Here is a 23009-nt window from a genome sequence, read left to right on the forward strand (position 1 = left end):
AAGTCCTTACCGGTTTTTCCGTTGGGGAGGGTCAATCGATACCCGCCAAAAACGGCAGGTACTCAGAAACTGACCCGGCTGAATCCCCGGAGTTTTAGACCGATAAGTTATAAGCGGGCGCGTCAGACTTTTCCGCGGATCAACTGGCGCAACGCAAAACGGTTGGGATGGCAAGCCTCGGCCACCAATTTGGGCAAGGGCAGCGGCTCGTTCTCAAGCCATGCCGCCAACAGCTCGCCAGACAATGGCGCGGTGATCAAACCGCGAGAACCATGGCCGCTGTTGACGTAAAAACCCTCGAGCCATGGGCAGGGGACGTCGGGCACTTGCCGGGCATCTTTGCTCAGCGCGGCATAGGCAGTGGCGAAGGTGGCCTGGTCGGCCAGTGGTCCGACGATCGGCAGGTAGTCGGGGCTGGTGCAGCGGAACGCCGCGCGCCCTTCTAGCTGCAGCGGCTCCAGGTCTTGAACATGCAGACGGGCGACCAGGTCGGTGGATATTTCTTCGAGCAACGCCAGGTTGCCGAGGTGCTCGGCGACGGTCGGGGCCAGATCATCGCTCTTGAAATCGAAGCTGGCGCCAAGGGTGTGTTCGCCCAGACGCGCGGGCGCCACGTAGCCTTCGGCGCAGACGACGGTCGCCAGGCTCTGGCTTTCAGGGGTTTGCGCCAGTCGGGTGATCTGGCCGCGAATGCGTTTGAGGGGCAGCTCGGCGCTCTGGGGAAACCGCTTGATCTCGGCGGCGCCGGCCAGAATCACCACGGGCGCGCTGGCCAGCAGTGCATCGCCGTCCCAGGCCTGCCATTGTTCATCGACCTTGCGCAGTTCCAGCACCTCGCGATGGGGCAGCCACTGGATGTTCGTTGAAGACGCCTGCCACTGGCACAACGCAGGCGGATGAACCCAGCCACCTTCAGGGAAGAACAGGCCGCCGTGCTCCAGTTCGATGCCGGTCTGGGCCTGAGCCTGGAGTTGATCGAGCAGGTGCACCAGGCCTGGCGAAAAAGCTGCGGCCAACTGCGCCTGACGCTCGGCTTCCTTGGCATTGAAGGCCAATTGCAAGACCCCGCAATCGTCCCAGTCGACGCCGCGCTGTAAGTGTTCCAGCAGGCGTCGGGTGTAACCGAAACCGCTGACGATCAATTGCGACAACGCGGTGCCATGGGCCGAAAGCTTGAGGTAAAGCACGCCTTGAGGATTGCCCGAAGCTTCCTGCGCCAGTGCCTCGTGGCGTTCCAGCAGGCTCACTTGCCAGCCCCGTGCGGCGAGGCTGGCGGCACTGGCGCAACCGGCCAGCCCGGCGCCGATCACCAGGGCGCGGCGTTCGCCGGTCAGCGGTTGTGGGCGAGCGAACCAGGGTTTTGCCGAGACTGGTTTAGCAGCCTCTTCAGGCCAGCCGAGGAATGTGCCCCGTAGAATTTCCCACTTGTGGCCGATGCCGGGCGTGCGTTTCATCTTGAAGCCCGCCGCGTTCAGCAGGCGGCGCACCCAACCGGTGCTGGTGAAGGTGCTGATGGTCGAGCCGGGTGCCGCCAGGCGAGCCAGTTCGGCAAACAGTTCGGCGGTCCACATGTCGGGGTTTTTCGCCGGGGCGAAACCGTCGAGAAACCAGGCATCGATCTGCGCATCCAGTTGGGGCAACTGCTCCAGCGCATCGCCGACCAGTAAGGTCAGAGTGACGCGGCCATTGTCCAGCACCAGGCGCTGGAAACCTTGATGGATCGCCACGTATTGCGCCAGCAGTTGATCGGCGAACGGCTTGAGATCTGGCCATAACGCCAGGGCCCGTTGCAGGTCGGGGGCGCTCAGCGGGTACTTTTCGACACTGACAAAATGCAGCCGTGCACCGGTCACCGCGTGTTGTTCGAACAACTGCCAGGCACAGAGAAAATTCAGCCCGGTGCCGAACCCGGTCTCGCCAATCACCAGTCGACCATTCACCGGCAATGCGGCGAAACGGTCACGCAAATCGTTTTGCTCCAGAAACACGTAGCGAGTTTCTTCAAGGCCCGACTGGTCGGAAAAATACACATCATCGAACACCCGCGAGCGCGGGCGACCTTGGTCGTCCCAGTCGAGCTGGGCGTGGGGCAATACAGGTTTCATGGCAGGCTCGGCAACGGCAAGGAGGCCATTCTAGCCGATCGCCGCAGCGGTGCTTGATCCATGGCAAGACACGTTCGACCTGTCGCTGAAATTCTGTAGCAGCTGCCGAAGGCTGCGTTTGATCGCGAAGCGGTCGCAAAGTCAGACAACGTGGTTTTCCGGTAATGCATTGTCGCCGGTTTGGCGACCGCTTCGCGATCAAACGCAGGCTGCGCCAGCTGCTACAAGGCTGCGATCTTTTGATCTTTTTTTGCTTCACCGCAAACCTCCATCTTCCGCTAGTCTTGCTCAATCCTGGAAGGAGCCGCGCCATGTTCGAATCTGCCGAAATCGGTCATGCCATCGACAAAGAAACCTATGAAGCCGAAGTGCCGGCGTTGCGTGAAGCCTTGCTCGAAGCGCAGTTCGAACTTCGGCAGCAACACCGCTTTCCGGTCATCATTTTGATCAACGGCATCGAAGGGGCCGGCAAGGGCGAGACGGTCAAGTTGCTCAACGAATGGATGGACCCGCGCTTGATCGAGGTCCGCACCTTCGACCAGCAGACCGACGAAGAGCTGGCGCGACCGCCCGCCTGGCGTTACTGGCGGATGCTTCCGGCCAAGGGCCGCATGGGGATTTTCTTCGGCAACTGGTACAGCCAGATGCTGCAGGGACGGGTTCATGGCCTGTTCAAGGATCCGCGACTTGATCAAAGCATTAACGGGGCCGAGCGGTTGGAGAAGATGCTCTGCGACGAAGGCGCGCTGATCTTCAAGTTCTGGTTTCACCTCTCCAAAAAACAAATGAAAGCGCGGCTCAAGGCGCTGGCTGACGATCCGCTGCACAGTTGGCGCATCAACCCGCTGGACTGGCAACAGTCCCAAACGTACGACAAGTTTGTGAAGTACGGCGAACGTGTATTGCGCCGCACCAGCCGCGACTATGCGCCATGGCATGTGATCGCTGGCGTGGACACGCACTACCGCAGTCTGACGGTTGGCAAGATCCTGCTCGAGGGCCTGCAGAGCGCGCTGAAGAGACCGAGGATTCACCCGCATAAAGTCAGCGCCGCGCCCTTGTTCCCCAGCGTCGATCAAGTGAATCTGCTCGATAGCCTGGACCTGACCCTGAACCTGGACAAGGACGATTACGAAGAGCAACTGATTACCGAGCAGGCGCGGTTTTCCGGGCTGATGCGCGACAAGCGCATGCGTCGCCACGCGTTGATCGCGTTGTTCGAAGGCAACGACGCGGCAGGCAAGGGCGGGGCAATTCGTCGGGTGGCCGCGGCGCTTGACCCACGCCAGTACGACATCGTGCCGATCGCCGCGCCTACCGAGGAAGAACGGGCGCAGCCGTATCTCTGGCGTTTCTGGCGGCATATTCCGGCGCGGGGCAAATTCACTGTGTTCGACCGCTCCTGGTATGGCCGGGTGTTGGTGGAGCGCGTCGAAGGTTTTTGCAGCAAGGCGGACTGGATGCGCGCCTATGGCGAGATCAACGACTTCGAAGAGCAGATCGCCGATGCCGGGGTGATCGTGGCCAAGTTCTGGCTGGCCATCGATAAACAGACTCAGATGGAACGCTTTCAGGAGCGCGAACAGATCCCCTTCAAGCGCTTCAAGATCACTGAAGATGACTGGCGCAATCGCGATAAATGGGATGACTATCGCACCGCCGTTGGCGACATGGTCGATCGCACCAGCACTGAGATATCGCCCTGGACCCTGGTGGAAGCCAACGACAAGCGCTGGGCGCGGGTCAAGGTCCTGCGCACCATTAACCATGCGCTGGAAGAGGCCTTCGAAAAGTCCGACAAACGCGAGAAGAAACTGCAGAAAAACAAGCGCTGAACCGATGGCTACGCATACGCGGGGTGAATGATTGTCGCGGTCAGTCATGGGCTGGACTTATGCTCGTTCCAACTCCTGACTGACAACAACAATGAGGTGTATGCCATGCGTGAAGTGGTGATCGTCGACAGCGTGCGGACCGGCCTGGCCAAATCCTTTCGCGGCAAGTTCAACATGACCCGTCCGGACGACATGGCGGCCCACTGCGTCAATGCGCTGCTCACGCGCAATGACGTCGACCCGGCCAGTGTCGAGGATTGCATCGTCGGCGCCGGCTCCAACGAAGGCGCCCAGGGCTACAACATCGGTCGCAACGTCGCGGTGCTCTCGCACTTGGGTATCGGCACGGGAGGCATGACCCTTAACCGCTTCTGTTCGTCGGGCTTGCAGGCCATTGCCATTGCCGCCAATCAGATCGCTTCGGGGTGCAGCGACATCGTCGTCGCCGGTGGCGTCGAGTCGATCAGCCTGACCATGAAAAGCGTCAACACCGACAACCTGATCAACCCGCTGCTGAAAGAACAGGTGCCGGGCATCTATTTCCCCATGGGCCAGACCGCCGAGATCGTCGCGCGTCGTTACAACGTCAGCCGCGAAGAGCAGGACTTGTATGCCCTGCAAAGCCAGCAGCGTACCGCCCAGGCGCAGGCCGCCGGGTTGTTCAACGATGAAATCGTGCCAATGGCAGTGAAGTATCGCGTTGAAGACAAGACCACCGCTCAGGTGCAGATCCTCGACGGCATCGTCGATCATGACGACTGCAACCGCCCCGACACCACCCTTCAAAGTCTGGCCGGATTGAAACCGGTGTTTGCCGAAGACGGCTCGGTAACCGCCGGCAACTCGTCGCAATTGTCCGACGGCGCCTCGATGACCCTGGTGATGAGCCTGGAAAAAGCCCTGGCGCTGGGGCTCAAGCCCAAAGCCTTCTTTCGCGGTTTCGCCGTGGCCGGGTGCCAGCCGGACGAGATGGGCATCGGCCCGGTGTTCTCGGTGCCGAAGTTGCTCAAGGCCAAGGGGTTGCAGATTGCCGACATTGATCTGTGGGAGCTCAACGAAGCGTTCGCGTCCCAGTGCTTGTACAGCCGCAATCGGCTGGAAATCGATAACGACAAATACAACGTCAATGGCGGCTCGATTTCCATCGGCCATCCGTTCGGCATGACGGGGTCGCGTCAGGTCGGGCACATCGTGCGTGAGTTGCAGCGGCGTAACCTGCGTTACGGCATCGTCACCATGTGCGTGGGGGGCGGGATGGGGGCTACCGGGTTGTTTGAGGCGGTGCGGTAAGTACCCTGATTATGTAGAGACTGTTGCATTGCTATCGCGGGCAAGCCCGCTCCCACAGTAATTGGCGGCGATCACAAATACAGCGAACGCCACAAACCCTGTGGGAGCGGGCTTGCCCGCGATGCAGGCGCCACGGTTTACCGGCTCATGCACAAGAACTGCATCCGCTCGACATACGCCTGAATCTCACGCACCGCTGCTTCCCGGTTTGCAAACGGCCCCTCCAGCGTGTGTTCCCGGGTGGTGAAATACAACTCGCCATTGACACGACACAACCGGTCACAGCGAAAGTGCGTGGCGGGGGCGTTGTCCTGGGCGCGCATGCCGTACATGAGCGATCTCCTGCGGATGTCGGTTTCAATGAGCTTATGCATGAACCACTTGCAACGCCTGGCCACCTGATCGACGGCATATCGTCAACGTTATGGTGCGACCTGCACAGTTTCATTTGCGGCCCGCCGGCAACGGTCCCTGTGTCGCGCTCTGGTCTGAGCCTAGAATGACCGTTCTTGCCAATGGGCTTCGGGGTCAGCATGCATATTTCATCGGGTCGCTGGGTGTACGGTTTGTTCCTGGCCTTGCTGACTGCGTTGCTGTGGGGAATCCTGCCGATCAAGCTCAAGCAAGTGCTGCAGGTGATGGACCCGGTGACGGTGACCTGGTTTCGCCTGCTGGTGTCCGGTGGTTGCCTGTTCATTTATCTGGCGGCGACCAAACGCCTGCCGAGTCGCAAAGTGCTTGGCCCGCGCGGTGGCTGGCTGGTGTTGATGGCGGTACTCGGACTGGTCGGCAACTACGTGCTGTACCTGATGGGCCTGAACCTGCTCAGCCCCGGCACCGCGCAACTGGTGGTGCAGATGGGCCCGATCATGTTGTTGATCGCCAGTCTGTTCGTGTTCAAGGAGCGGTTCAGCGTGGGGCAGGGGATTGGCCTGTTGGTGCTGTTGATCGGCTTTGGGCTGTTCTTCAATCAGCGCTTGAGCGAGTTGCTCACCTCCCTCACCGATTACACCGCAGGCGTGCTGATGGTGCTGTTGGCGTCCACGGTCTGGACCTTCTATGCCTTGGGTCAGAAGCAGTTGCTCACGGTGTGGAATTCGTTGCAAGTGATGATGGTGATTTACCTGTTCTGCGCACTGTTGCTGACGCCGTGGGTGCATCCGCTGGAAGCGCTGCAACTGAGCCCGCTGCAAGGCTGGCTGCTGCTGGCGTGCTGTTTGAATACGCTGATCGCTTACGGCGCCTTTGCCGAAGCGCTGGCCCATTGGGAGGCTTCGCGGGTCAGTGCGACGCTGGCGATCACGCCGCTGGTGACCTTTGCCGCTGTGGCTGTGGCCGCGTGGTTATGGCCGGAGTATGTGCATGCCGAGCAGATCAATGGCCTGGGTTATGGCGGGGCGGTGTTGGTAGTGGTGGGCTCGGCGCTGGTGGCGTTGGGGCCATCGTTGATGGCGGGGCTTCGTGCCAGAAAGACCAAAATGGCGGTTGAATGATCGTTCCCACGCTCTGCGTGGGAACGATCACGGGCGGTGGTGATTCACCCCTGCTTACCGGCCTCCAGCATATTCTCCGGCCTCACCCACGCATCGAACTCTTCATTGGTCAGATAGCCCAGCTGCAACGCCGCCTCACGCAAGGTCAGCCCCTCGCCATAAGCCTTCTTGGCAATCTCCGCCGATTTGTCGTAGCCGATATGCGGATTCAGCGCAGTCACCAGCATCAAGCCTCGTTCCAGATGCTCGGCCATTTTCTCGGCATCCGGTTCCAGCCCGGCGATGCAATGCTGTTGGAAGTTGCTGCAGCCGTCGCCCAGCAAGCGGATTGATTGCAGCAGGTTGTGAATGATCACCGGTTTGAACACGTTCAATTGCAGGTGCCCCTGACTGGCGGCAAAACCGATGGCGACGTCGTTGCCCAACACCTGACAGGCCAGCATCGACAGCGCTTCGCATTGGGTCGGATTGACCTTGCCGGGCATGATCGAGCTGCCCGGCTCGTTGGCCGGCAGTTTCACTTCAGCGAACCCGGCTCGAGGTCCGGAGCCCAGCACGCGCAGGTCGTTGGCGATTTTCATCAGGGTCACGGCGAGGGTTTTCAGGGCGCCGGATAGGGTGACCAACGGCTCGTGACCGGCCAGGGCGGCGAATTTGTTGTGGGCGGTGACGAACGGCAGGCCGGAGAGGGCGGCCAGTTCGGCGGCGATCGCTTCGCCAAAACCGTGGGGCGAGTTCAACCCGGTGCCGACCGCGGTGCCGCCCTGAGCCAGTTCACAGACCGCCGGCAGTGCGCTGCGGATCGCCCGTTCGGCGTAATCCAGTTGTGCGATGAACGCCGAGAGTTCCTGGCCGAAGGTAATCGGCGTGGCGTCCATCATGTGGGTACGACCGGTCTTGACCAGTTTCATGTGCCGCGCGGACAGCTCCGCCAGCCCGCCAGACAACTCGCTGATCGCCGGCAGCAAATGCTGTTGCACCGCCTGAACCGTCGCGATGTGCATGGCCGTGGGGAAGCAGTCGTTGGAACTCTGGGAGCGATTGACGTGATCGTTGGGGTGCACCGGGGTCTTGCCGCCACGCGGGTTGCCGGCCAGTTCGTTGGCGCGACCGGCGATCACTTCGTTGACGTTCATGTTGCTCTGGGTGCCGCTGCCGGTCTGCCAGACCACCAGCGGGAACTGATCGTCATGGTTGCCGTCGAGCACTTCGTCGGCGGCCTGTTCGATCAGGCGGGCGATGTCGGCGGGCAGGTCGCCATTGCGATCATTGACGCGCGCCGCGGCTTTCTTGATCAGGGCCAGGGCGTGCAGCACCGCCAGCGGCATGCGTTCGTTGCCGATGGCGAAGTTGATCAGCGAGCGTTGTGTCTGAGCGCCCCAGTAAGCTTCGTCCGGGACTTCCACCTGGCCCAGGCTGTCGGTTTCGATACGGCTCATCATGCACACTCCTGTAGGTCGATAGCGCAGTTTAGGCCGTGATCGCCGGTCGTGGTTCCATCAGTCGATATTTTGACCGTTCAACCCCTCTAAATCAGGCCCGACAAGGCTTGGGGTTGAGCGACACACTTTTTTAGGCGCAGAATGGACGCCCTTGGGGTTTTACCTCGCCTGCTAGAAAAGGAAACTCGATGACTCGTCTTCGTGCCATCTGTACCGCGGTTGCACTGGTTTGCGCCAGCGGCCAGGTTTTTGCCGATACCGCCAGCCACAACGCCAGTGCCGAAGCTTTCCTGACCCTGGCGCACGCTGACAAACTGGGCACTCCGGTGTACATGCAAGTGCAGCAAATGTTCGCTCAGCGCTTTGAACAGACCAAAGCCCCTGAATCGAAAAAAGCCCTGCTGGAAACCTACCAGGCCAAGGCCAACGCCGCGCTGGACGCAGCCATTGGCTGGAACAAGCTGAAGCCGGACATGGTCAAGCTCTACACCACCAATTTCAGTGAATCCGAGCTCAAGGACTTGGTTGCGTTCTACAAGTCGCCACTGGGCAAGAAAGTCCTGGAAAAAATGCCGCAGCTGACTCAGCAATCGGCCCAGATGACTCAAGCCAAGCTGGAAAGCGCGGTGCCTGTGGTCAACAAACTGTTGGCTGACATGACCAACGAACTGGATCCTAAGGCTGCAGCTACTGCACCTGCTCCTGCCAAGAAAAAGCCTTAAGCGGAGTTCGGTATGACCATGCAACAACGCATCGAATCGACCCTGGGGCTGTTGCAGCCCGAGCATCTGCAAGTGCTGGATGAAAGCCACATGCACAGCCGTGGGTTGCAGACCCACTTCAAGGCGGTGGTGGTCAGCCAGCAGTTCGAAGGGCTCAATCGCGTCAAGCGTCACCAGAAGGTGTACGGCACTTTGGGCGAACTGATGGGCGAGTTCCATGCGTTGGCGCTGCATACCTACACGCCGCAAGAATGGGCACAGATCGACGCGGCTCCGGCTTCTCCGACCTGTGCTGGCGGCAGTAAGCATTAATGTGAAGGGCTGAAGCGCTGTTGTGGCGAGGGAGCTTGCTCCCGCTGGGCTGCGAAGCAGTCCCAAAACCTGCAACAGCGTTCTGTCTGAAAGAGTGCAGTCGCCAGCATTACGACGGCTTCGCAGCCGAGCGGGAGCAAGCTCCCTCGCCACAAAGGCATTCTCGCAGTCCTAAAATCACGCCGTTTTTGCTAGAATCCGCAACGCGCCGCTCACCCGGCGCGTTTTTTTTCGTATCCGGTTCACCCCTTACGAGGGTAGCCACCTGGAGAATTACCCATGACACAACAGATTGTCGTGGCGGCACTGTATAAGTTCGTCACCCTGGAAAATTACGTCGACCTGCGCGAGCCACTGCTGCAAGCGATGGTCGACAATGGCATCAAGGGCACCCTGCTGATCGCCGAAGAAGGCATCAACGGCACCGTGTCCGGCAGCCGCGAAGGCATTGACGGGCTGATGGCCTGGCTCAAGAACGACCCACGCATGGACGACATCGACCACAAAGAGTCGTACTGCGACGAGCAGCCGTTCTATCGCACCAAAGTCAAACTCAAAAAAGAGATCGTCACCCTCGGCGTCGAAGGCGTGGACCCGAACAAAAAAGTCGGCACTTACGTCGATCCAGAAAACTGGAACGCCCTGATCAGCGACCCGGAAGTACTGTTGATCGACACCCGCAACGACTATGAAGTCTCGATCGGCACCTTCGAAGGCGCCATCGATCCGAAGACCACCAGTTTTCGCGAATTCCCCGACTACATCAAAGCCAATTTCGACCCGGCCGTGCACAAGAAAGTCGCGATGTTCTGCACCGGCGGCATTCGCTGCGAGAAGGCCTCGAGCTACATGCTCAGCCAGGGTTTCGATGAGGTCTATCACCTCAAGGGCGGCATTCTGAAGTACCTCGAAGAGGTGCCGCAGGAAGAAACCAAATGGCAGGGCGACTGTTTCGTGTTCGATAACCGCGTGACCGTTCGTCACGACCTCAGCGAAGGCGACTACGATCAATGTCATGCCTGTCGTACGCCCGTCAGCGTGGAAGACCGCGCATCCGAGCACTATGTGGCCGGCATCAGTTGCCCGCATTGCTGGGATAAGCTGAGCGAGAAAACCCGTCGCAGTGCCATCGACCGGCAGAAGCAGATCGAACTGGCCAAGGCACGCAACATGCCGCACCCGATCGGTTACAACTACAAGCAATCCGCTTCCGAGGCTTGAACCATGTCTGCGCGCCTGCTCTATGTGATGGATCCGATGTGTTCCTGGTGCTGGGGCTTCGCTCCGGTGGCCAAAGCGCTGGTTGAGCAGGCGCAGGCAGCGGGTGTGGAGTTGCATCTGGTGGTGGGTGGTTTGCGCACCGGCAGTGGCGCGGCACTGGAGCCGACCACCCGGCGCTACATCCTTGAGCACTGGCAGGCGGTCAGCGAGGCCACCGGCCAACCGTTCAAGTTTGAGGGCGCATTGCCCGACGGGCTTGTCTACGACACCGAGCCTGCCTGTCGGGCACTGGTGACCGCGCGCAGCCTGGCACCGGATTGCGCCTGGACACTGCTCGGGCTGATCCAGCAGGCGTTCTACGTCGAAGGTCGCGACGTCACCCACGCCAGCGTGTTGGTGGAGCTGGCGGAGCAGGCCGGTTTGCCGCGCATCGAGTTCGCCGCCGCGTTCGATCGTGCCGATCAGCACGCCGCGACCGCTGCCGATTTCACCTGGGTCCAGGACCTGGGCATTGCCGGTTTCCCGACCTTGCTGGCGGAGCGTGATGGTCAATTGGCGCTGCTGACCAATGGTTATCAGCCCCTGAGCGAGTTGTCACCGTTGCTCGGCCGCTGGCTGGAGCGCGCAGCCTGTGCATGATCTGCCCGATGATGCAGCGGCTCCCAAACGTGTCGATCGGCTGAGCTGGGCGGAAATCCGTCGTCTGGCCCTGCACCATAAAAAATCCCTGTGGATCGCCAATGGCGTAGCGGTATTGGCAACGCTGTGCAGCGTGCCGATCCCGTTGCTGTTGCCGTTGCTGGTGGACGAAGTGCTGCTGGGCCATGGTGACGCCGCACTGAAAATCATGAACCACGCGCTGCCCGAAGGTTGGCAGAAAGCCGCGGGTTACATTGGTCTGATGCTGCTGGTGACCCTGGTGCTGCGCTGCACCGCCTTGATGTTCAACGTGGTGCAGGCGAAATTGTTTGCGGCGCTGGCCAAGGACATCGTGTATCGGATTCGGGTGCGGCTGATCGAACGGCTCAAGCGCATCTCGCTGGGGGAATACGAAAGCCTGGGCAGCGGCACGGTGACCACTCACCTGGTCACTGACCTGGACACGCTGGACAAATTCGTCGGTGAAACCCTCAGTCGTTTCCTCGTGGCCATGCTGACGTTGGTGGGCACCGCCTCCATCCTGATGTGGATGCACTGGAAACTCGCGCTGCTGATTCTGTTGTTCAACCCGCTGGTGATCTACGCCACGGTGCAGCTGGGCAAGCGCGTCAAACATCTGAAGAAACTCGAGAACGACAGCACCTCGCGTTTCACTCAGGCCTTGACCGAAACCCTGGACGCCATCCAGGAAGTGCGCGCCGGTAACCGTCAGGGTTTTTTCCTCGGACGGTTGGGGCAGCGAGCGCGGGAAGTACGCGATTACGCGGTGAACTCGCAGTGGAAAACCGATGCATCGAACCGGGCCAGCGGTTTGCTGTTCCAGTTCGGCATCGATATTTTTCGCGCCGCGGCCATGCTCACCGTGCTGTTTTCCGACCTGTCCATTGGCCAGATGCTGGCGGTGTTCAGTTACCTGTGGTTCATGATCGGTCCGGTGGAACAGCTGCTTAACCTGCAGTACGCCTTTTACGCCGCCGGCGGTGCGCTGTCGCGGATCAACGAGCTGCTGGCCCGTGCCGACGAGCCGCAATACACCGGCACTGTTGACCCGTTTCAGGGGCGCGACACGGTGGGCATCGAAGTTCAAGGGCTGAGTTTCGGCTACGGCGATGAACTGGTGCTGAACCAAATGAACCTGTCGATTGCCCCCGGTGAAAAAGTCGCGATTGTCGGCGCCAGCGGTGGTGGCAAAAGCACGCTGGTGCAGTTGCTGCTGGGCTTGTACACGCCGCTGGCCGGCACCATCCGTTTCGGTGGTTCGACTCAGCAAGAGATCGGCCTGGAAACCGTGCGTGAGAATGTCGCCGTGGTCTTGCAGCATCCCGCCCTGTTCAATGACACCGTGCGGGCTAACCTGACCATGGGCTGCGAACGCAGCGACGAAGCCTGCTGGCAAGCATTGGAAATTGCTCAGCTGCACCACGCGGTGCGTGCATTGCCCAATGGCCTGGACAGCATCGTCGGGCGTTCCGGCGTGCGTTTATCCGGCGGGCAGCGTCAGCGTCTGGCCATTGCGCGGATGGTGCTGGCCGAACCCAAGGTGGTGATCCTCGACGAGGCCACGTCCGCCCTGGACGCCGCCACTGAATACAACCTGCACCAGGCGCTGGCGCGGTTCTTGAGCCATCGCACCACGTTGATCATTGCGCACCGGTTGTCGGCCGTGAAGCAGGCTGACCGGGTATTGGTATTCGACGGCGGGCAGGTTGCCGAGGATGGCGACCACCAGCAGCTGATTGCCGATGGTGGTTTGTACGCCAAGCTTTACGGGCATTTGCAGCAAATTCAACGACCTTGAACGTCGTGCGATTTACTGTACTTAGTGTTTGAGCTGTCCCGGGGGAAATCCGACATTGGCGTTTTCATGCTCTGTCTGATCAGACCATCGGGTTTTAGCTGCGTGCCCGATCATTCGAAGTGTCGAAAATTAGCCTAGTCTGTGCTGTCGGGTGCGGGACTTATTCGGGTGTTCATCAGGCTGTGCTAATGCAAGGGACCTCATGAAGCAAAAGCGGACTCTCGGAACGCCTCGGCTGTTGGGCATCGTCTGGCCATTTATCGCCGTCGTGTTGTTTCAGGCACTGTTGGGCGGCGTCAGTCTTTACGTTCTTTCGGCGGTTCGCGGCTACGTCGGTGGTGAAAGCCTGTGGTCCAAGGGCCAGAAAGACGCCATCTATTACCTCAATCTCTACGCCGACAGCCGCGACGAGACGATCTTTCTCAAATACCAGAATGCGATTGCCGTGCCTCAGGGTGGCCATGAGTTGCGTATGGCGCTGGATCATCAGCCACCGAATATCGAGGCCGCGCGGCTCGCGATTCTCAAAGGCGGCAATCACCCGGACGACGTCTCCAGCCTGATTTGGCTGTACCTCAATTTCCGGCACTTCAGTTACCTTGAAAAAGCCATCGAGCTCTGGACGGTCGGTGACGCGTACCTGGTGCGGCTCGATGATGTCGCGCGGGAGATGCATCAGCGTATTGTCGATGGCCAGGCCAGCGATGCCGACATCAAGCGCTGGAAGGAGCAGATTTTAGTCATCAACGATGGCGTGACGCCCCCTGCCAAAGCGTTCAGCGATGCCTTGGGCGAGGGCTCACGCATGATTCTCCGGCTGCTGCTGGTGACGAACCTCGCCACAGCGCTGGGCCTGATCGTGCTGGCCTTGCTGCGCACCCACAAGCTGCTCAAGCAGCGCCATGCTTTCGCCGATGCCTTGCAGTTGGAGAAAGACCGGGCGCAGATCACTTTGCAATCGATTGGCGACGGGGTGATCACCACGGACGTCGAGGGCGCGATCGCCTACATGAACCCGGCCGCCGAGGCCTTGACGCACTGGAAAGCCGAACAGGCGGCGGGGTTGCCATTGGCGGCGCTGTTCAACCTGCTGGACGAGAACGCTCAGGCCGACGGTTTTACCTTGATCGAGCACATTTTGAGCGGGCAGTTCAGCGGTGGCAGCGAACATTCCAGACTGATCCAGCGGCTGGATGGCAGTACGGTCTCGGTCACTCTGGTCGGCGCGCCGATCCGCAACACGGGTAAGGTCAGTGGCACCGTGCTGGTGCTGCATGACATGACCCAGGAGCGGCAGTACATCGCCAATCTGTCCTGGCAAGCGACCCATGACGCCTTGACCGGGCTGGCCAACCGCCGCGAATTCGAATATCGCCTGGAGCAAGCCCTGCATCACCTGACGCGACAGGTGGGGCGTCACGCCTTGATGTTCCTCGATCTGGATCAATTCAAGCTGGTCAACGATACCTGCGGTCATGCCGCGGGCGATGAGCTGTTGCGGCATATTTGTGCGTTGCTGCAATCAGGTTTGCGCGAAGGCGACACCCTGGCCCGGTTAGGGGGCGACGAGTTCGGTATTTTGCTGGAAAACTGTGCGCCGGAAGCGGCCGAGAAAATTGCCGAAGGCCTGCGGCTGACCGTGCAGAACCTGCATTTTGTCTGGAAAGGCCGGCCGTTCGTGACCACGGTGAGTATCGGTCTGGTGCATGTGGCCCAGAGTCCGGCCACCCTCGAGGCTTCGCTGCGTGCGGCTGACATGGCCTGTTATATGGCCAAGGAAAAGGGTCGCAACCGGGTTCAGGTCTATCACGCCGACGACTCGGAGCTGTCTCTGCGCTTTGGCGAGATGGCCTGGGTGCAGCGCTTGCACATGGCATTGGAAGAAGACCGCTTTTGCCTGTATGCCCAGGAAATCGCGCCCCTTGGCCCTGGCGAGCAGGGCGGCGGGCATATCGAAATCCTGCTGCGCCTGCATGACGAAGCCGGGCGCATGATTCTGCCGGACAGTTTCATTCCGGCCGCTGAGCGTTATGGTTTGATGACGTCGCTTGATCGCTGGGTGGTGGAGAACGTTTTCAAGGTCATTGCCCAAGCCATCACTGAAGAACGCCAAGGGCCGTTGGCCATGTGTGCGATAAATCTGTCAGGTATTACGATCGGAGACGAGGCGTTTCTGGACTTCCTTCGTGAACAGTTTGTTACCTATTCAATTCCGCCTGAAATGATTTGTTTTGAAATTACAGAAACCAGCGCGATTTCCAATTTAGGAAGCGCAATTAGATTTATCAATGAACTCAAAGGTTTAGGTTGCCACTTTTCATTAGATGACTTCTGCGCCGGTATGTCCTCATTCGCTTACTTGAAACATTTACCTGTAGACTTCCTGAAGATCGACGGGAGTTTCGTAAAGGATATGCTGGACGACCCGATTAACCGCGCCATGGTCGAAGTGATCAACCACATCGGCCATGTCATGGGTAAGCGCACGATTGCCGAGTTCGTTGAAACACCTCAGATCGAGCAGGCATTGCTGGAGATCGGGGTGGATTACGCTCAAGGGTATGTGATTGAACGCCCGCATCTGTTTACCTGCGATAGTTTGCAAAGTCGTCCTGCCAGGCCACAACCTTTGTTATTCAAGGCGCCCGGCACGTTCCGTTGAAATCTCTTGCTGATCTTAAAATCACAATCAAAAGGAGCCGACAGTGATCGACACATTCAACCGAACCGGACCACTCATGGAAGCTGCAAGTTACCCCGCCTGGGCTCAGCAATTGATTCAGGATTGCAGCGAGAGCAAGCGCCGGGTTGTCGAACACGAACTGTATCAGCGCATGCGTGATAACAGACTCAGCGCAAAAACCATGCGTCAGTACCTCATTGGTGGCTGGCCAGTGGTCGAACAGTTCGCGTTATACATGGCACAGAACCTGACAAAAACCCGATTTGCGCGCCACCCTGGCGAAGACATGGCGCGTCGTTGGCTGATGCGCAACATTCGCGTCGAATTGAACCATGCCGACTACTGGGTGCACTGGAGTCGTGCTCACGGCGTCAGCCTGGAAGATCTGCGAGCGCAGCAGGTTACCCCTGAACTTCACGCCTTGAGCCACTGGTGTTGGCACACCAGTTCGTCGGATTCGTTGATCGTGGCCATCGCCGCCACCAACTACGCCATCGAGGGTGCAACCGGGGAGTGGTCGGCAGTGGTCTGTTCCAATGGCGTCTATGCGGCCTCGTTTCCCGAGGAAGATCGCAAACGGGCCATGAAGTGGTTGAAGATGCACGCCCAGTACGACGATGCCCATCCATGGGAAGCGCTGGAAATCATCTGCACCCTGGCGGGCATGAACCCGAGCAAATCCCTTCAGGTGGAATTGCGCCAGGCTGTCTGCAAAAGTTACGACTACATGTACCTGTTCCTGGAACGTTGCATGCAGTTGGAACTGGCAGGAAGAACCCCGGTAGCCCGTGAGCGGATGGCGTTGGCCGAAAGCTGATCCTCTGAAAACGACACAAACCAAATGTGGAAGCTGCTCGCGAAGACGGCTTAACATTCAACACAGATGCTGAATGTCAAACCGCTTTCGCGAGCAAATCCGCTCCTGCATGGGTTATGCAGTGTTGCTGAAATTTCAGCCAGCCATCGCCAACCGGTTACGCCCCTCGCGCTTGGCCACATACAGCGCACTGTCAGCCCGTCGTAACAGGCTTTCGGCAGACTCGCCGGGCAGCAGGGTCGAGCAACCCAGGCTGACCGTCAGCGCGATCACCTTGCCATCGGCCACATAGTCCTGAGTCTGCGCCGCAAAGCGCAGACGTTCACCGACCATGGCCGCGGCTTCCCGACTGGTGTTGGAGAGCAGGATCATGAATTCTTCGCCACCAAACCGGAACACCATGTCCACGTTGCGCAACTGGTTTTTGATCGAGGCTGCGACCGCCTTGAGTACTTCATCGCCAGCACTGTGCCCGTAGGTGTCGTTGATGTGTTTGAAGTGATCGATGTCCAGCATCAGCAGCGACAGAGGTTGCGAGTGTCGCCGTGACATCTCGATTTCCCGTTGCAGCGTCTGATCCATAGCGATGCGGTTGCCGGTATCGGTCAGCGGATCACGCAACGCACTTTGGGTCGCCGCTCGATAGAGCAGGGCGTTTCGCATGGGGAAGAGCAGGGTGGACAGCAGTGATTCCAGAGAGCCCTGTTCCTGCTCGCTGAAACGCTGATTGCGACGGAACACCAGTTCACCCAACGGCTCGCCTTCATGGCTGAGGTTGTAGGTGATTGAATGATGACCCCGCAGGCCGAATTGCAGGCGCAAGTCGCTGGGCTGATGCTCATAGCTCAAGGCATCCAGTGGCACAAGGCGCTGAATTTCGCGGAAGAAAAGCCCGAGAATGCGTTGCGGCTCAAGACTGGTTTGCAGCTTCAGGCCCAGCACCTGGCGCAACTGCGCAAGACTGACGGGCCGCCCCTGGAGAGGAGGCTGCTGACCAAAGCCCAGGCGTTGCAATTTGGCACTGTCGAAGTCAATTGCGTTGGTCTGGGGAGGTGATTTCATATGGCGTGAGCCCCTAAGCAGTAAGGCTGTCTTACAGGCTGGGTGAGAGCGGCTTTGGGCTGCGCGTCATACTGGTCCATCAGTCCCGTAGGACATTTGGCACGAGTTTAGTCCGCTTTACCGAAGATTAGTAACCTATCGGCTCACGCTCCGCCCCGTTTGCTTTCACTCGGCGTGTCTGAGCAAAATTAGAGCGAAAGTCGTGCCATTCGGTTCAGTTGGATAAAAAACGTTCTAAATCAAAAAGGTGAAAGGTTGTGCGAGAGGGGCTGCTGAGTGCGTTGACGTTTATTTGACTTGAAGTGGCTGCAATTAATACCTGTTTTGCGTGCCGCGTCGGGAAACCGTCGCGACACAAAAGCGATGCACGGGCATTACTGAGCGTTGAACGCCTGGCCATTGATGCCGGTGCTGTCCGGACCCATCAGGTAAAGGTAGACCGGCATGATTTCCTCGGGCGTCGGGTTGTTCAGCGGATTTTCCCCAGGGTAGGCCTGAGCGCGCATGCTGGTACGGGTGGCGCCGGGGTTGATGCTGTTGGAGCGCACCGGTGCCACGGTATCGACTTCGTCGGCCAGGGTTTGCATCAGGCCTTCGGTCGCAAACTTGGAAACGCCGTAAGCACCCCAGTACGCACGACCCTTGCGACCGACACTGCTGGAGGTGAACACCACCGAGGCGTCCTGCGACAGCTTGAGCAGCGGCAGCAGGGTGCTGGTGAGCATGAACATGGCGTTGACGTTGACGTGCATGACGCGCATGAAGTTCTCGCCGGACAACTGCTCGATGGGTGTGCGGGGACCGATGATCGACGCGTTGTGCAGCAGGCCATCGAGGTGGCCGAATTCGGTCTCGATCATGGCCGCCAGTTCATCGTATTGATGGGGCAGGGCGGTTTCCAGATTGAACGGGATCACGACCGGTTGTGGATGCCCGGCCGCTTCGATTTCGTCATAGGCCTGCGTCAGGTTGGCTTCGGTCTTGCCCAGCAACAGCACGGTGGCACCATGAGCGGCGTAGGCTTTTGCGGCGGCAGCACCGATGCCACGGCCAGCGCCGGTGACCAGTATGACCCGGTCCTTGAGCAATTCGGGGCGGGCGGAATAATCAAACATAAAAAACCTCACAAAAACAGAAGACAGATCGCGGCGCGGCCAATCGCGGGCAAGCCCGCTCCCACAAGGACTGAGAGTGTTCACACATTTTCTCCCGGCAACGTGATCCTGTGGGAGCGGGCTTGCCCGCGAAGGCGTCAGCATTCACGCCACATCCCCGGAGCCTGAAAACGGGTCTCAGCAGCTACAGAGGGCGCTATCCAGCACCTGGCGCAACTCCAGCGGATGATCGACCACCACATCCGCACCCCAATGCCGCGGGTTATCGTCCGGATGAATATAGCCATAGGTCACGGCGGCTGTTTTGGTGCCGGCATCTCGCCCGGACTCGATATCGCGCAGGTCATCGCCGACAAACAGCACACTGGCCGGGTCGAGGTCGAGCATCTTGCACGCCAGGATCAACGGCTCCGGGTCCGGCTTGCTGTTCTTCACATGATCCGGGCAGATCAGCAGCGCCGAACGCTCGGCCAGCCCCAGTTGCTGCATGATCGGTTCGGCGAAGCGCAGCGGTTTATTGGTGACCACGCCCCAGATCAGGTTGGCCTTCTCGATGTCGGCCAATAATTCGCCCATGCCGTCAAAGAGCTTGCTGTGCACCGCACAACCTTTGACATAGCGCTCCAGAAATTCCAGGCGCAGCGCTTCGAAGCCCGGCGATTCCGGGTCCATGGAAAAGGTCACAGCGACCATCGCCCTGGCGCCGCCGGAGATCTCGTCGCGGATGTGCTTGTCGTTCATTGGCGGCAAACCACGCTCGGCGCGCATCGCCTGGCAGATGGCAATGAAGTCCGGCGCGGTGTCGAGCAGGGTGCCGTCCATGTCGAAAAGAACTGCTCTGATACGCATCGGCTTACTCCTCGCGCAGGGTCTGGATCATGTAATTGACGTCGACATCGGCCGCCAGTTTGTAGTGCTTGGTCAGCGGGTTGTAGGTCAGGCCAATGATGTCCTTGACGGTCAGGCCGGCCATGCGGCTCCAGGCACCCAGCTCGGAAGGGCGGATGAATTTCTTGAAGTCGTGGGTGCCGCGCGGCAGCAGCTTCATGATGTATTCGGCGCCGACGATGGCGAACAGATAGGCCTTCGGGTTGCGGTTGATGGTGGAGAAGAACACCTGGCCGCCAGGTTTGACCATGCGGAAGCAGGCGCGGATGACCGAGGACGGATCCGGTACGTGTTCGAGCATTTCCAGGCAGGTGACCACATCGAACTGTTCAGGCAGTTCCTCGGCCAGTGCTTCGGCGGTGATTTGGCGATACTCGACATTCACGCCGGATTCCAGCTGATGCAACTGTGCGACCGCCAGTGGCGCTTCGCCCATGTCGATGCCCATGACGGTGGCGCCGCGCTGGGCCATGGCTTCGCTGAGGATGCCGCCGCCGCAACCGACGTCGAGAACTTTCTTGCCGGCCAGATTGACGCGCTCGTCGATCCAGTTGACCCGTAGCGGGTTGATGTCGTGCAGCGGTTTGAACTCGCTTTCGCGGTCCCACCAGCGATGGGCCAGGGCTTCGAATTTGGCGATTTCGGCGTGGTCGACGTTGCTCATGGTGTCAGTCCTCTAAAACTTGAAAAATCCTGTTGCCCCGGTTTTGGTCCAGGGTGCTTACAATTCGGTGCTTACGATTCGGTATGGCCGCTGATGCGCTGGCCCCAGGCCTTGGCCATGGCGCACAGTTGCGCTTCATCCAGGCGGGTCAGGCGGCCGTCGTCGAGCAGTTGCTTGCCAGCGACCCAAAGGTGTTTCGCGCAGTCGCGGCCAGTGGCATAAATCAGTTGCGAAACCGGGTCGTAGACCGGTTGCTGCGCCAGGCCCGACAGGTCGAACGCGACGATGTCCGCCGCTTTGCCGACTTCCAGCGAACCCGTTTCAGCTTCGATTCCCAGTGCGCGGGCGCCATTGAGCGTGGCCATGCGCAGGGCGCGATGGGCGTCCAGCGCGGTGGCCGAGCCGGCGACCGCTTTGGCCAGCAACGCGGCGGTGCGGGTTTCGCCGAGCAGGTCCAGGTCATTATTGCTGGCCGCGCCATCGGTGCCGACCGCCACATTGACCCCGGCCTGCCACAAGCGCTCGACCGGGCAGAAACCGCTGGCCAGCTTCAGGTTCGACTCCGGGCAATGAATCACATTGGTGTTACTTTCTACCAGCAGCGCCAAGTCTTCATCGCTGATCTGGGTCATGTGAACGGCCTGGAAGCGCGGCCCGAGCAGGCCCAGGCGGCCGAGGCGGGCCAGTGGCCGTTCGCCGCGTTGTTCCACTGATTGCTGCACTTCGAAGGCGGTTTCGTGGACGTGCATATGAATCGAGGCGTCCAGCTCTTCGGCGATCACCCGGATTTTTTCCAGGTTTTCGTCGCCCACGGTGTAGGGGGCATGGGGGCCGAAGGTGACTTTTATTCGCTCGTGATGCTTGAGATCGCCGAATAATTCGACGCCCTGACGAATGGCTTCATCCGCTGTGCTGGCGCCTGGAATCGGGAAATCGAGGATCGGAATGGCGATCTGGGCGCGAATGCCGCTGTTATGTACGCGTTCGCTGGCGACCTTCGGGAAGAAATACATGTCAGAGAAGCAGGTGATGCCACCTTTGATCTGCTCGGCGATGGCCAGGTCAGTGCCGTCGCGTACGAAAGCCTCGTCGACCCACTTCGCTTCAGCGGGCCAGATATGGTTTTCCAACCAGGTCATCAGCGGCAGATCGTCGGCCAGGCCGCGGAACAGCGTCATTGCCGCATGCCCGTGGGCATTGATCAGGCCGGGGCTGAGCAGCATGCCCGGCAATTCGCGGACTTCGGTTGCGTTAAGCTTCAAGGCTGCTGCGCGCGGGCCGATAAATACGATGCGACCGTCGCGGATGCCCAGGGCATGCTCTTTAAGGACCACGCCAGCCGGTTCGACGGGTACCAGCCAGGTCGGCAGCAATAATAGGTCGAGCGCAGCGGTGGGGGTCGGCATCGAGAGTCGGTTCCAGTGCTTTTGTAGAGGATGGCGAAGTATACCCGAGCGTCTTCGCGGGGGGATCGCTATAATCGGCGGCTTTTGTTCATGAGTGCGGGGTGTGGGGATGCGCGATCGACTGTTGGCTGCGGAGAAGGTGAAGGCCATCGATTGGCGTGATGGCGCACTGTACCTGCTGGATCAGCGTATTTTGCCGTTCGAGGAAACCTGGATCGCCTACACCAGCGCCACGGGTGTGGCCGAAGCCATTCGCTCGATGGTGGTGCGCGGCGCGCCAGCGATTGGCATCAGTGCGGCGTATGCCATGGTGCTGTCAGCCCGCGCCCGAATTGCCGAGGGCGGTGACTGGCAGGCAGCGTGGGAAGAGGATTACGCGTTACTGGCCGATTCCCGTCCAACAGCGGTTAACCTGTTCTGGGCCTTGAGTCGCATGCGTGACCGCCTGGACCGTCTCAAGGAGGACGCAGACCCTCTGGCGGCACTGGAGGCGGAGGCTATCGCCATTCACGAAAGCGATCGCGAAGCCAACCTGACCATGGCCCAGCTGGGTGTCGATCTGATCCGCAAGCATCAGGGCAACGCCCAGGCGATCCTCACGCACTGCAACACCGGCGCACTGGCCACCGGTGGCTTCGGCACGGCGCTGGGGGTCATTCGCGGAGCCTTCATCGAAGGCATGGTCGAGCGCGTCTACGCCGACGAAACCCGACCATGGCTGCAAGGTTCGCGATTGACCGCATGGGAATTGGCCAATGAAGGCATTCCCGTGACCCTCAATGCCGATTCCGCCGCCGCGCATATCATGAAAACCAAGGGCGTAACCTGGGTGATCGTCGGCGCCGACCGGATCACTGCCAATGGCGACGTGGCGAACAAGATCGGCACCTATCAATTGGCGGTCAACGCCATGCACCACGGCGTGCGCTTCATGGTGGTGGCGCCGAGTTCGACCATCGACATGAACCTGGCCAGTGGCGACGAGATTCCTATCGAAGAACGTGATGGTCGCGAGTTGCTGGAAGTTGGCGGCAAGCGGGTGGGGGCGGATGTCGATGCCTTCAACCCGGTGTTCGACGTGACCCCGGCCGATCTCATCGATGCAATCGTCACCGAAAAGGGCATTGTCGAGCGTCCGGATACGGCGAAAATGGCGCAGTTGATGTGCCGTAAGCGCTTGCATTGACGGTCTCAGGCGCCTGATCAATCGCTATCGCGGGCAAGCCCGCTCCCACAGGTTTTGTGAGCGCTGCAAAACTCTGTGGGAGCGGGCTTGCCCGCGATTGGGCCCTGAAAATCAATGAGGCAAGCTGAATCTGCCCTGAATTCTCCATTCAACACGGCTCTAAGCCCCTCTCGTCCCCTTTAAGCCTGTCACCGGTCAACTAACTATGCTCCATGCGCATCTGGGGGATAGGTGCGTGGCGGCTCTTGTGATAACATCCGGCGGTTTCCAGGGTAGCCTGATGTGGCTGCCTTTACTGCGCAGATCCATG

The 23009-nt window shown here is 59.8% G+C and carries 19 protein-coding genes; 11 read left to right on the top strand and 8 right to left on the bottom strand.

From position 1 onward, the window contains the following. Positions 1–122: 122 nt before the first annotated feature. Positions 123–2105: a bifunctional tRNA (5-methylaminomethyl-2-thiouridine)(34)-methyltransferase MnmD/FAD-dependent 5-carboxymethylaminomethyl-2-thiouridine(34) oxidoreductase MnmC gene (mnmC, locus tag AACY49_RS23265; protein ID WP_339526697.1), complete on the bottom strand. Its 1983-nt coding sequence runs from the start codon at positions 2103–2105 to the stop codon at positions 123–125. A gap of 311 nt (positions 2106–2416) precedes the next feature. Here mnmC and pap point away from each other — a divergent pair, with 311 nt between their 5' ends. Together pap and AACY49_RS23275 are read left to right on the top strand one after the other, a co-directional pair. Further along, entirely contained in the window at positions 2417–3940 is a 1524-nt protein-coding gene (gene pap / locus AACY49_RS23270; protein ID WP_339526699.1) for a polyphosphate:AMP phosphotransferase, read from the top strand. Positions 3941–4045: 105 nt separating this feature from the next. Beyond that, positions 4046–5230: a thiolase family protein gene (locus tag AACY49_RS23275; RefSeq protein WP_339526701.1), complete on the top strand. Its 1185-nt coding sequence runs from the start codon at positions 4046–4048 to the stop codon at positions 5228–5230. Between the two features lie 137 nt (positions 5231–5367). Here AACY49_RS23275 and AACY49_RS23280 read toward each other — a convergent pair whose 3' ends face one another. Further along, complete coding sequence (locus tag AACY49_RS23280) at positions 5368–5562, bottom strand: DUF6316 family protein (RefSeq protein ID WP_339526703.1); 195 nt, start codon at positions 5560–5562, stop codon at positions 5368–5370. A 201-nt stretch (positions 5563–5763) separates the two neighbouring features. Here AACY49_RS23280 and AACY49_RS23285 point away from each other — a divergent pair, with 201 nt between their 5' ends. Continuing rightward, the gene (locus AACY49_RS23285) at positions 5764–6723 is read left to right on the top strand and encodes a DMT family transporter (RefSeq protein ID WP_339526705.1); all 960 of its coding nucleotides are present in this window, start codon (positions 5764–5766) and stop codon (positions 6721–6723) included. A gap of 44 nt (positions 6724–6767) precedes the next feature. Here AACY49_RS23285 and AACY49_RS23290 read toward each other — a convergent pair whose 3' ends face one another. After that, positions 6768–8162 carry a class II fumarate hydratase gene (locus tag AACY49_RS23290; RefSeq protein ID WP_258700684.1) on the bottom strand — a complete coding sequence of 465 codons (1395 nt, stop codon included), beginning with the start codon at positions 8160–8162 and terminating at the stop codon, positions 6768–6770. A gap of 191 nt (positions 8163–8353) precedes the next feature. Here AACY49_RS23290 and AACY49_RS23295 point away from each other — a divergent pair, with 191 nt between their 5' ends. The 7 genes from AACY49_RS23295 (at position 8354) to AACY49_RS23325 (ending at position 16378) form a co-directional block, all read left to right on the top strand. After that, the gene (locus AACY49_RS23295; protein ID WP_258699677.1) at positions 8354–8887 is read left to right on the top strand and encodes a DUF2059 domain-containing protein; all 534 of its coding nucleotides are present in this window, start codon (positions 8354–8356) and stop codon (positions 8885–8887) included. 12 nt (positions 8888–8899) lie between these two features. Further along, positions 8900–9199, top strand: a complete 300-nt coding sequence (locus tag AACY49_RS23300; RefSeq protein WP_008005913.1) for a BolA family protein — start codon at positions 8900–8902, stop codon at positions 9197–9199. 279 nt (positions 9200–9478) lie between these two features. Further along, entirely contained in the window at positions 9479–10420 is a 942-nt protein-coding gene (gene trhO / locus AACY49_RS23305) for an oxygen-dependent tRNA uridine(34) hydroxylase TrhO (protein ID WP_258699678.1), read from the top strand. Positions 10421–10456: 36 nt separating this feature from the next. Next, positions 10457–11059 (top strand): DsbA family protein, encoded by a 603-nt coding sequence (locus tag AACY49_RS23310; RefSeq protein ID WP_339526757.1) that lies wholly within the window; start codon positions 10457–10459, stop codon positions 11057–11059. Then, complete coding sequence (locus tag AACY49_RS23315) at positions 11052–12878, top strand: ABC transporter ATP-binding protein (RefSeq protein ID WP_339526709.1); 1827 nt, start codon at positions 11052–11054, stop codon at positions 12876–12878. Before AACY49_RS23310 ends, AACY49_RS23315 begins: the two co-directional genes overlap by 8 nt. 202 nt (positions 12879–13080) lie before the next feature. Continuing rightward, positions 13081–15540, top strand: coding sequence for an EAL domain-containing protein (locus AACY49_RS23320; protein WP_258699680.1), 2460 nt, complete (start codon positions 13081–13083; stop codon positions 15538–15540). Positions 15541–15616: 76 nt separating this feature from the next. Further along, complete coding sequence (locus tag AACY49_RS23325; protein WP_408980574.1) at positions 15617–16378, top strand: TenA family transcriptional regulator; 762 nt, start codon at positions 15617–15619, stop codon at positions 16376–16378. A gap of 135 nt (positions 16379–16513) precedes the next feature. On the opposite strand, the gene AACY49_RS23330 is transcribed toward AACY49_RS23325, so the two are convergent. The 5 genes from AACY49_RS23330 to AACY49_RS23350 form a co-directional block, all read right to left on the bottom strand. Next, complete coding sequence (locus AACY49_RS23330) at positions 16514–17440, bottom strand: GGDEF domain-containing protein (protein WP_258699682.1); 927 nt, start codon at positions 17438–17440, stop codon at positions 16514–16516. Positions 17441–17814: 374 nt separating this feature from the next. Then, positions 17815–18555, bottom strand: a complete 741-nt coding sequence (locus AACY49_RS23335) for a YciK family oxidoreductase (protein WP_258699683.1) — start codon at positions 18553–18555, stop codon at positions 17815–17817. 177 nt (positions 18556–18732) lie between these two features. Beyond that, entirely contained in the window at positions 18733–19404 is a 672-nt protein-coding gene (gene mupP, locus AACY49_RS23340) for an N-acetylmuramic acid 6-phosphate phosphatase MupP (protein ID WP_258699684.1), read from the bottom strand. Between the two features lie 4 nt (positions 19405–19408). Further along, positions 19409–20107, bottom strand: a complete 699-nt coding sequence (gene ubiG / locus AACY49_RS23345) for a bifunctional 2-polyprenyl-6-hydroxyphenol methylase/3-demethylubiquinol 3-O-methyltransferase UbiG (protein ID WP_258699685.1) — start codon at positions 20105–20107, stop codon at positions 19409–19411. A 71-nt stretch (positions 20108–20178) separates the two neighbouring features. After that, entirely contained in the window at positions 20179–21513 is a 1335-nt protein-coding gene (locus tag AACY49_RS23350; protein WP_258699686.1) for a TRZ/ATZ family hydrolase, read from the bottom strand. Between the two features lie 109 nt (positions 21514–21622). Between AACY49_RS23350 and mtnA the strand changes: the two genes are divergently transcribed. Further along, positions 21623–22699, top strand: a complete 1077-nt coding sequence (gene mtnA / locus AACY49_RS23355) for an S-methyl-5-thioribose-1-phosphate isomerase (protein ID WP_339526713.1) — start codon at positions 21623–21625, stop codon at positions 22697–22699. The last annotated feature ends 310 nt before the right edge of the window (positions 22700–23009 follow it).

Origin of the sequence: Pseudomonas sp. EL_65y_Pfl2_R96 (assembly GCF_963970905.1) — a bacterium.
GTDB lineage: Bacteria > Pseudomonadota > Gammaproteobacteria > Pseudomonadales > Pseudomonadaceae > Aquipseudomonas.

Coding starts and splice junctions, on each gene's coding strand:
- pap (WP_339526699.1), top strand. CDS start 2,417: ATGTTCGAATCTGCCGAAATCGGTCATGCCATCGACAAAGAAACCTAT.
- AACY49_RS23275 (WP_339526701.1), top strand. CDS start 4,046: ATGCGTGAAGTGGTGATCGTCGACAGCGTGCGGACCGGCCTGGCCAAA.
- ubiG (WP_258699685.1), bottom strand. CDS start 20,107: ATGAGCAACGTCGACCACGCCGAAATCGCCAAATTCGAAGCCCTGGCC.
- AACY49_RS23290 (WP_258700684.1), bottom strand. CDS start 8,162: ATGAGCCGTATCGAAACCGACAGCCTGGGCCAGGTGGAAGTCCCGGAC.
- trhO (WP_258699678.1), top strand. CDS start 9,479: ATGACACAACAGATTGTCGTGGCGGCACTGTATAAGTTCGTCACCCTG.
- AACY49_RS23325 (WP_408980574.1), top strand. CDS start 15,617: ATGGAAGCTGCAAGTTACCCCGCCTGGGCTCAGCAATTGATTCAGGAT.
- AACY49_RS23350 (WP_258699686.1), bottom strand. CDS start 21,513: ATGCCGACCCCCACCGCTGCGCTCGACCTATTATTGCTGCCGACCTGG.
- AACY49_RS23335 (WP_258699683.1), bottom strand. CDS start 18,555: ATGTTTGATTATTCCGCCCGCCCCGAATTGCTCAAGGACCGGGTCATA.
- AACY49_RS23330 (WP_258699682.1), bottom strand. CDS start 17,440: ATGAAATCACCTCCCCAGACCAACGCAATTGACTTCGACAGTGCCAAA.
- AACY49_RS23280 (WP_339526703.1), bottom strand. CDS start 5,562: ATGTACGGCATGCGCGCCCAGGACAACGCCCCCGCCACGCACTTTCGC.
- AACY49_RS23285 (WP_339526705.1), top strand. CDS start 5,764: ATGCATATTTCATCGGGTCGCTGGGTGTACGGTTTGTTCCTGGCCTTG.
- AACY49_RS23300 (WP_008005913.1), top strand. CDS start 8,900: ATGACCATGCAACAACGCATCGAATCGACCCTGGGGCTGTTGCAGCCC.
- mupP (WP_258699684.1), bottom strand. CDS start 19,404: ATGCGTATCAGAGCAGTTCTTTTCGACATGGACGGCACCCTGCTCGAC.
- mnmC (WP_339526697.1), bottom strand. CDS start 2,105: ATGAAACCTGTATTGCCCCACGCCCAGCTCGACTGGGACGACCAAGGT.
- AACY49_RS23320 (WP_258699680.1), top strand. CDS start 13,081: ATGAAGCAAAAGCGGACTCTCGGAACGCCTCGGCTGTTGGGCATCGTC.
- AACY49_RS23295 (WP_258699677.1), top strand. CDS start 8,354: ATGACTCGTCTTCGTGCCATCTGTACCGCGGTTGCACTGGTTTGCGCC.
- mtnA (WP_339526713.1), top strand. CDS start 21,623: ATGCGCGATCGACTGTTGGCTGCGGAGAAGGTGAAGGCCATCGATTGG.
- AACY49_RS23310 (WP_339526757.1), top strand. CDS start 10,457: ATGTGTTCCTGGTGCTGGGGCTTCGCTCCGGTGGCCAAAGCGCTGGTT.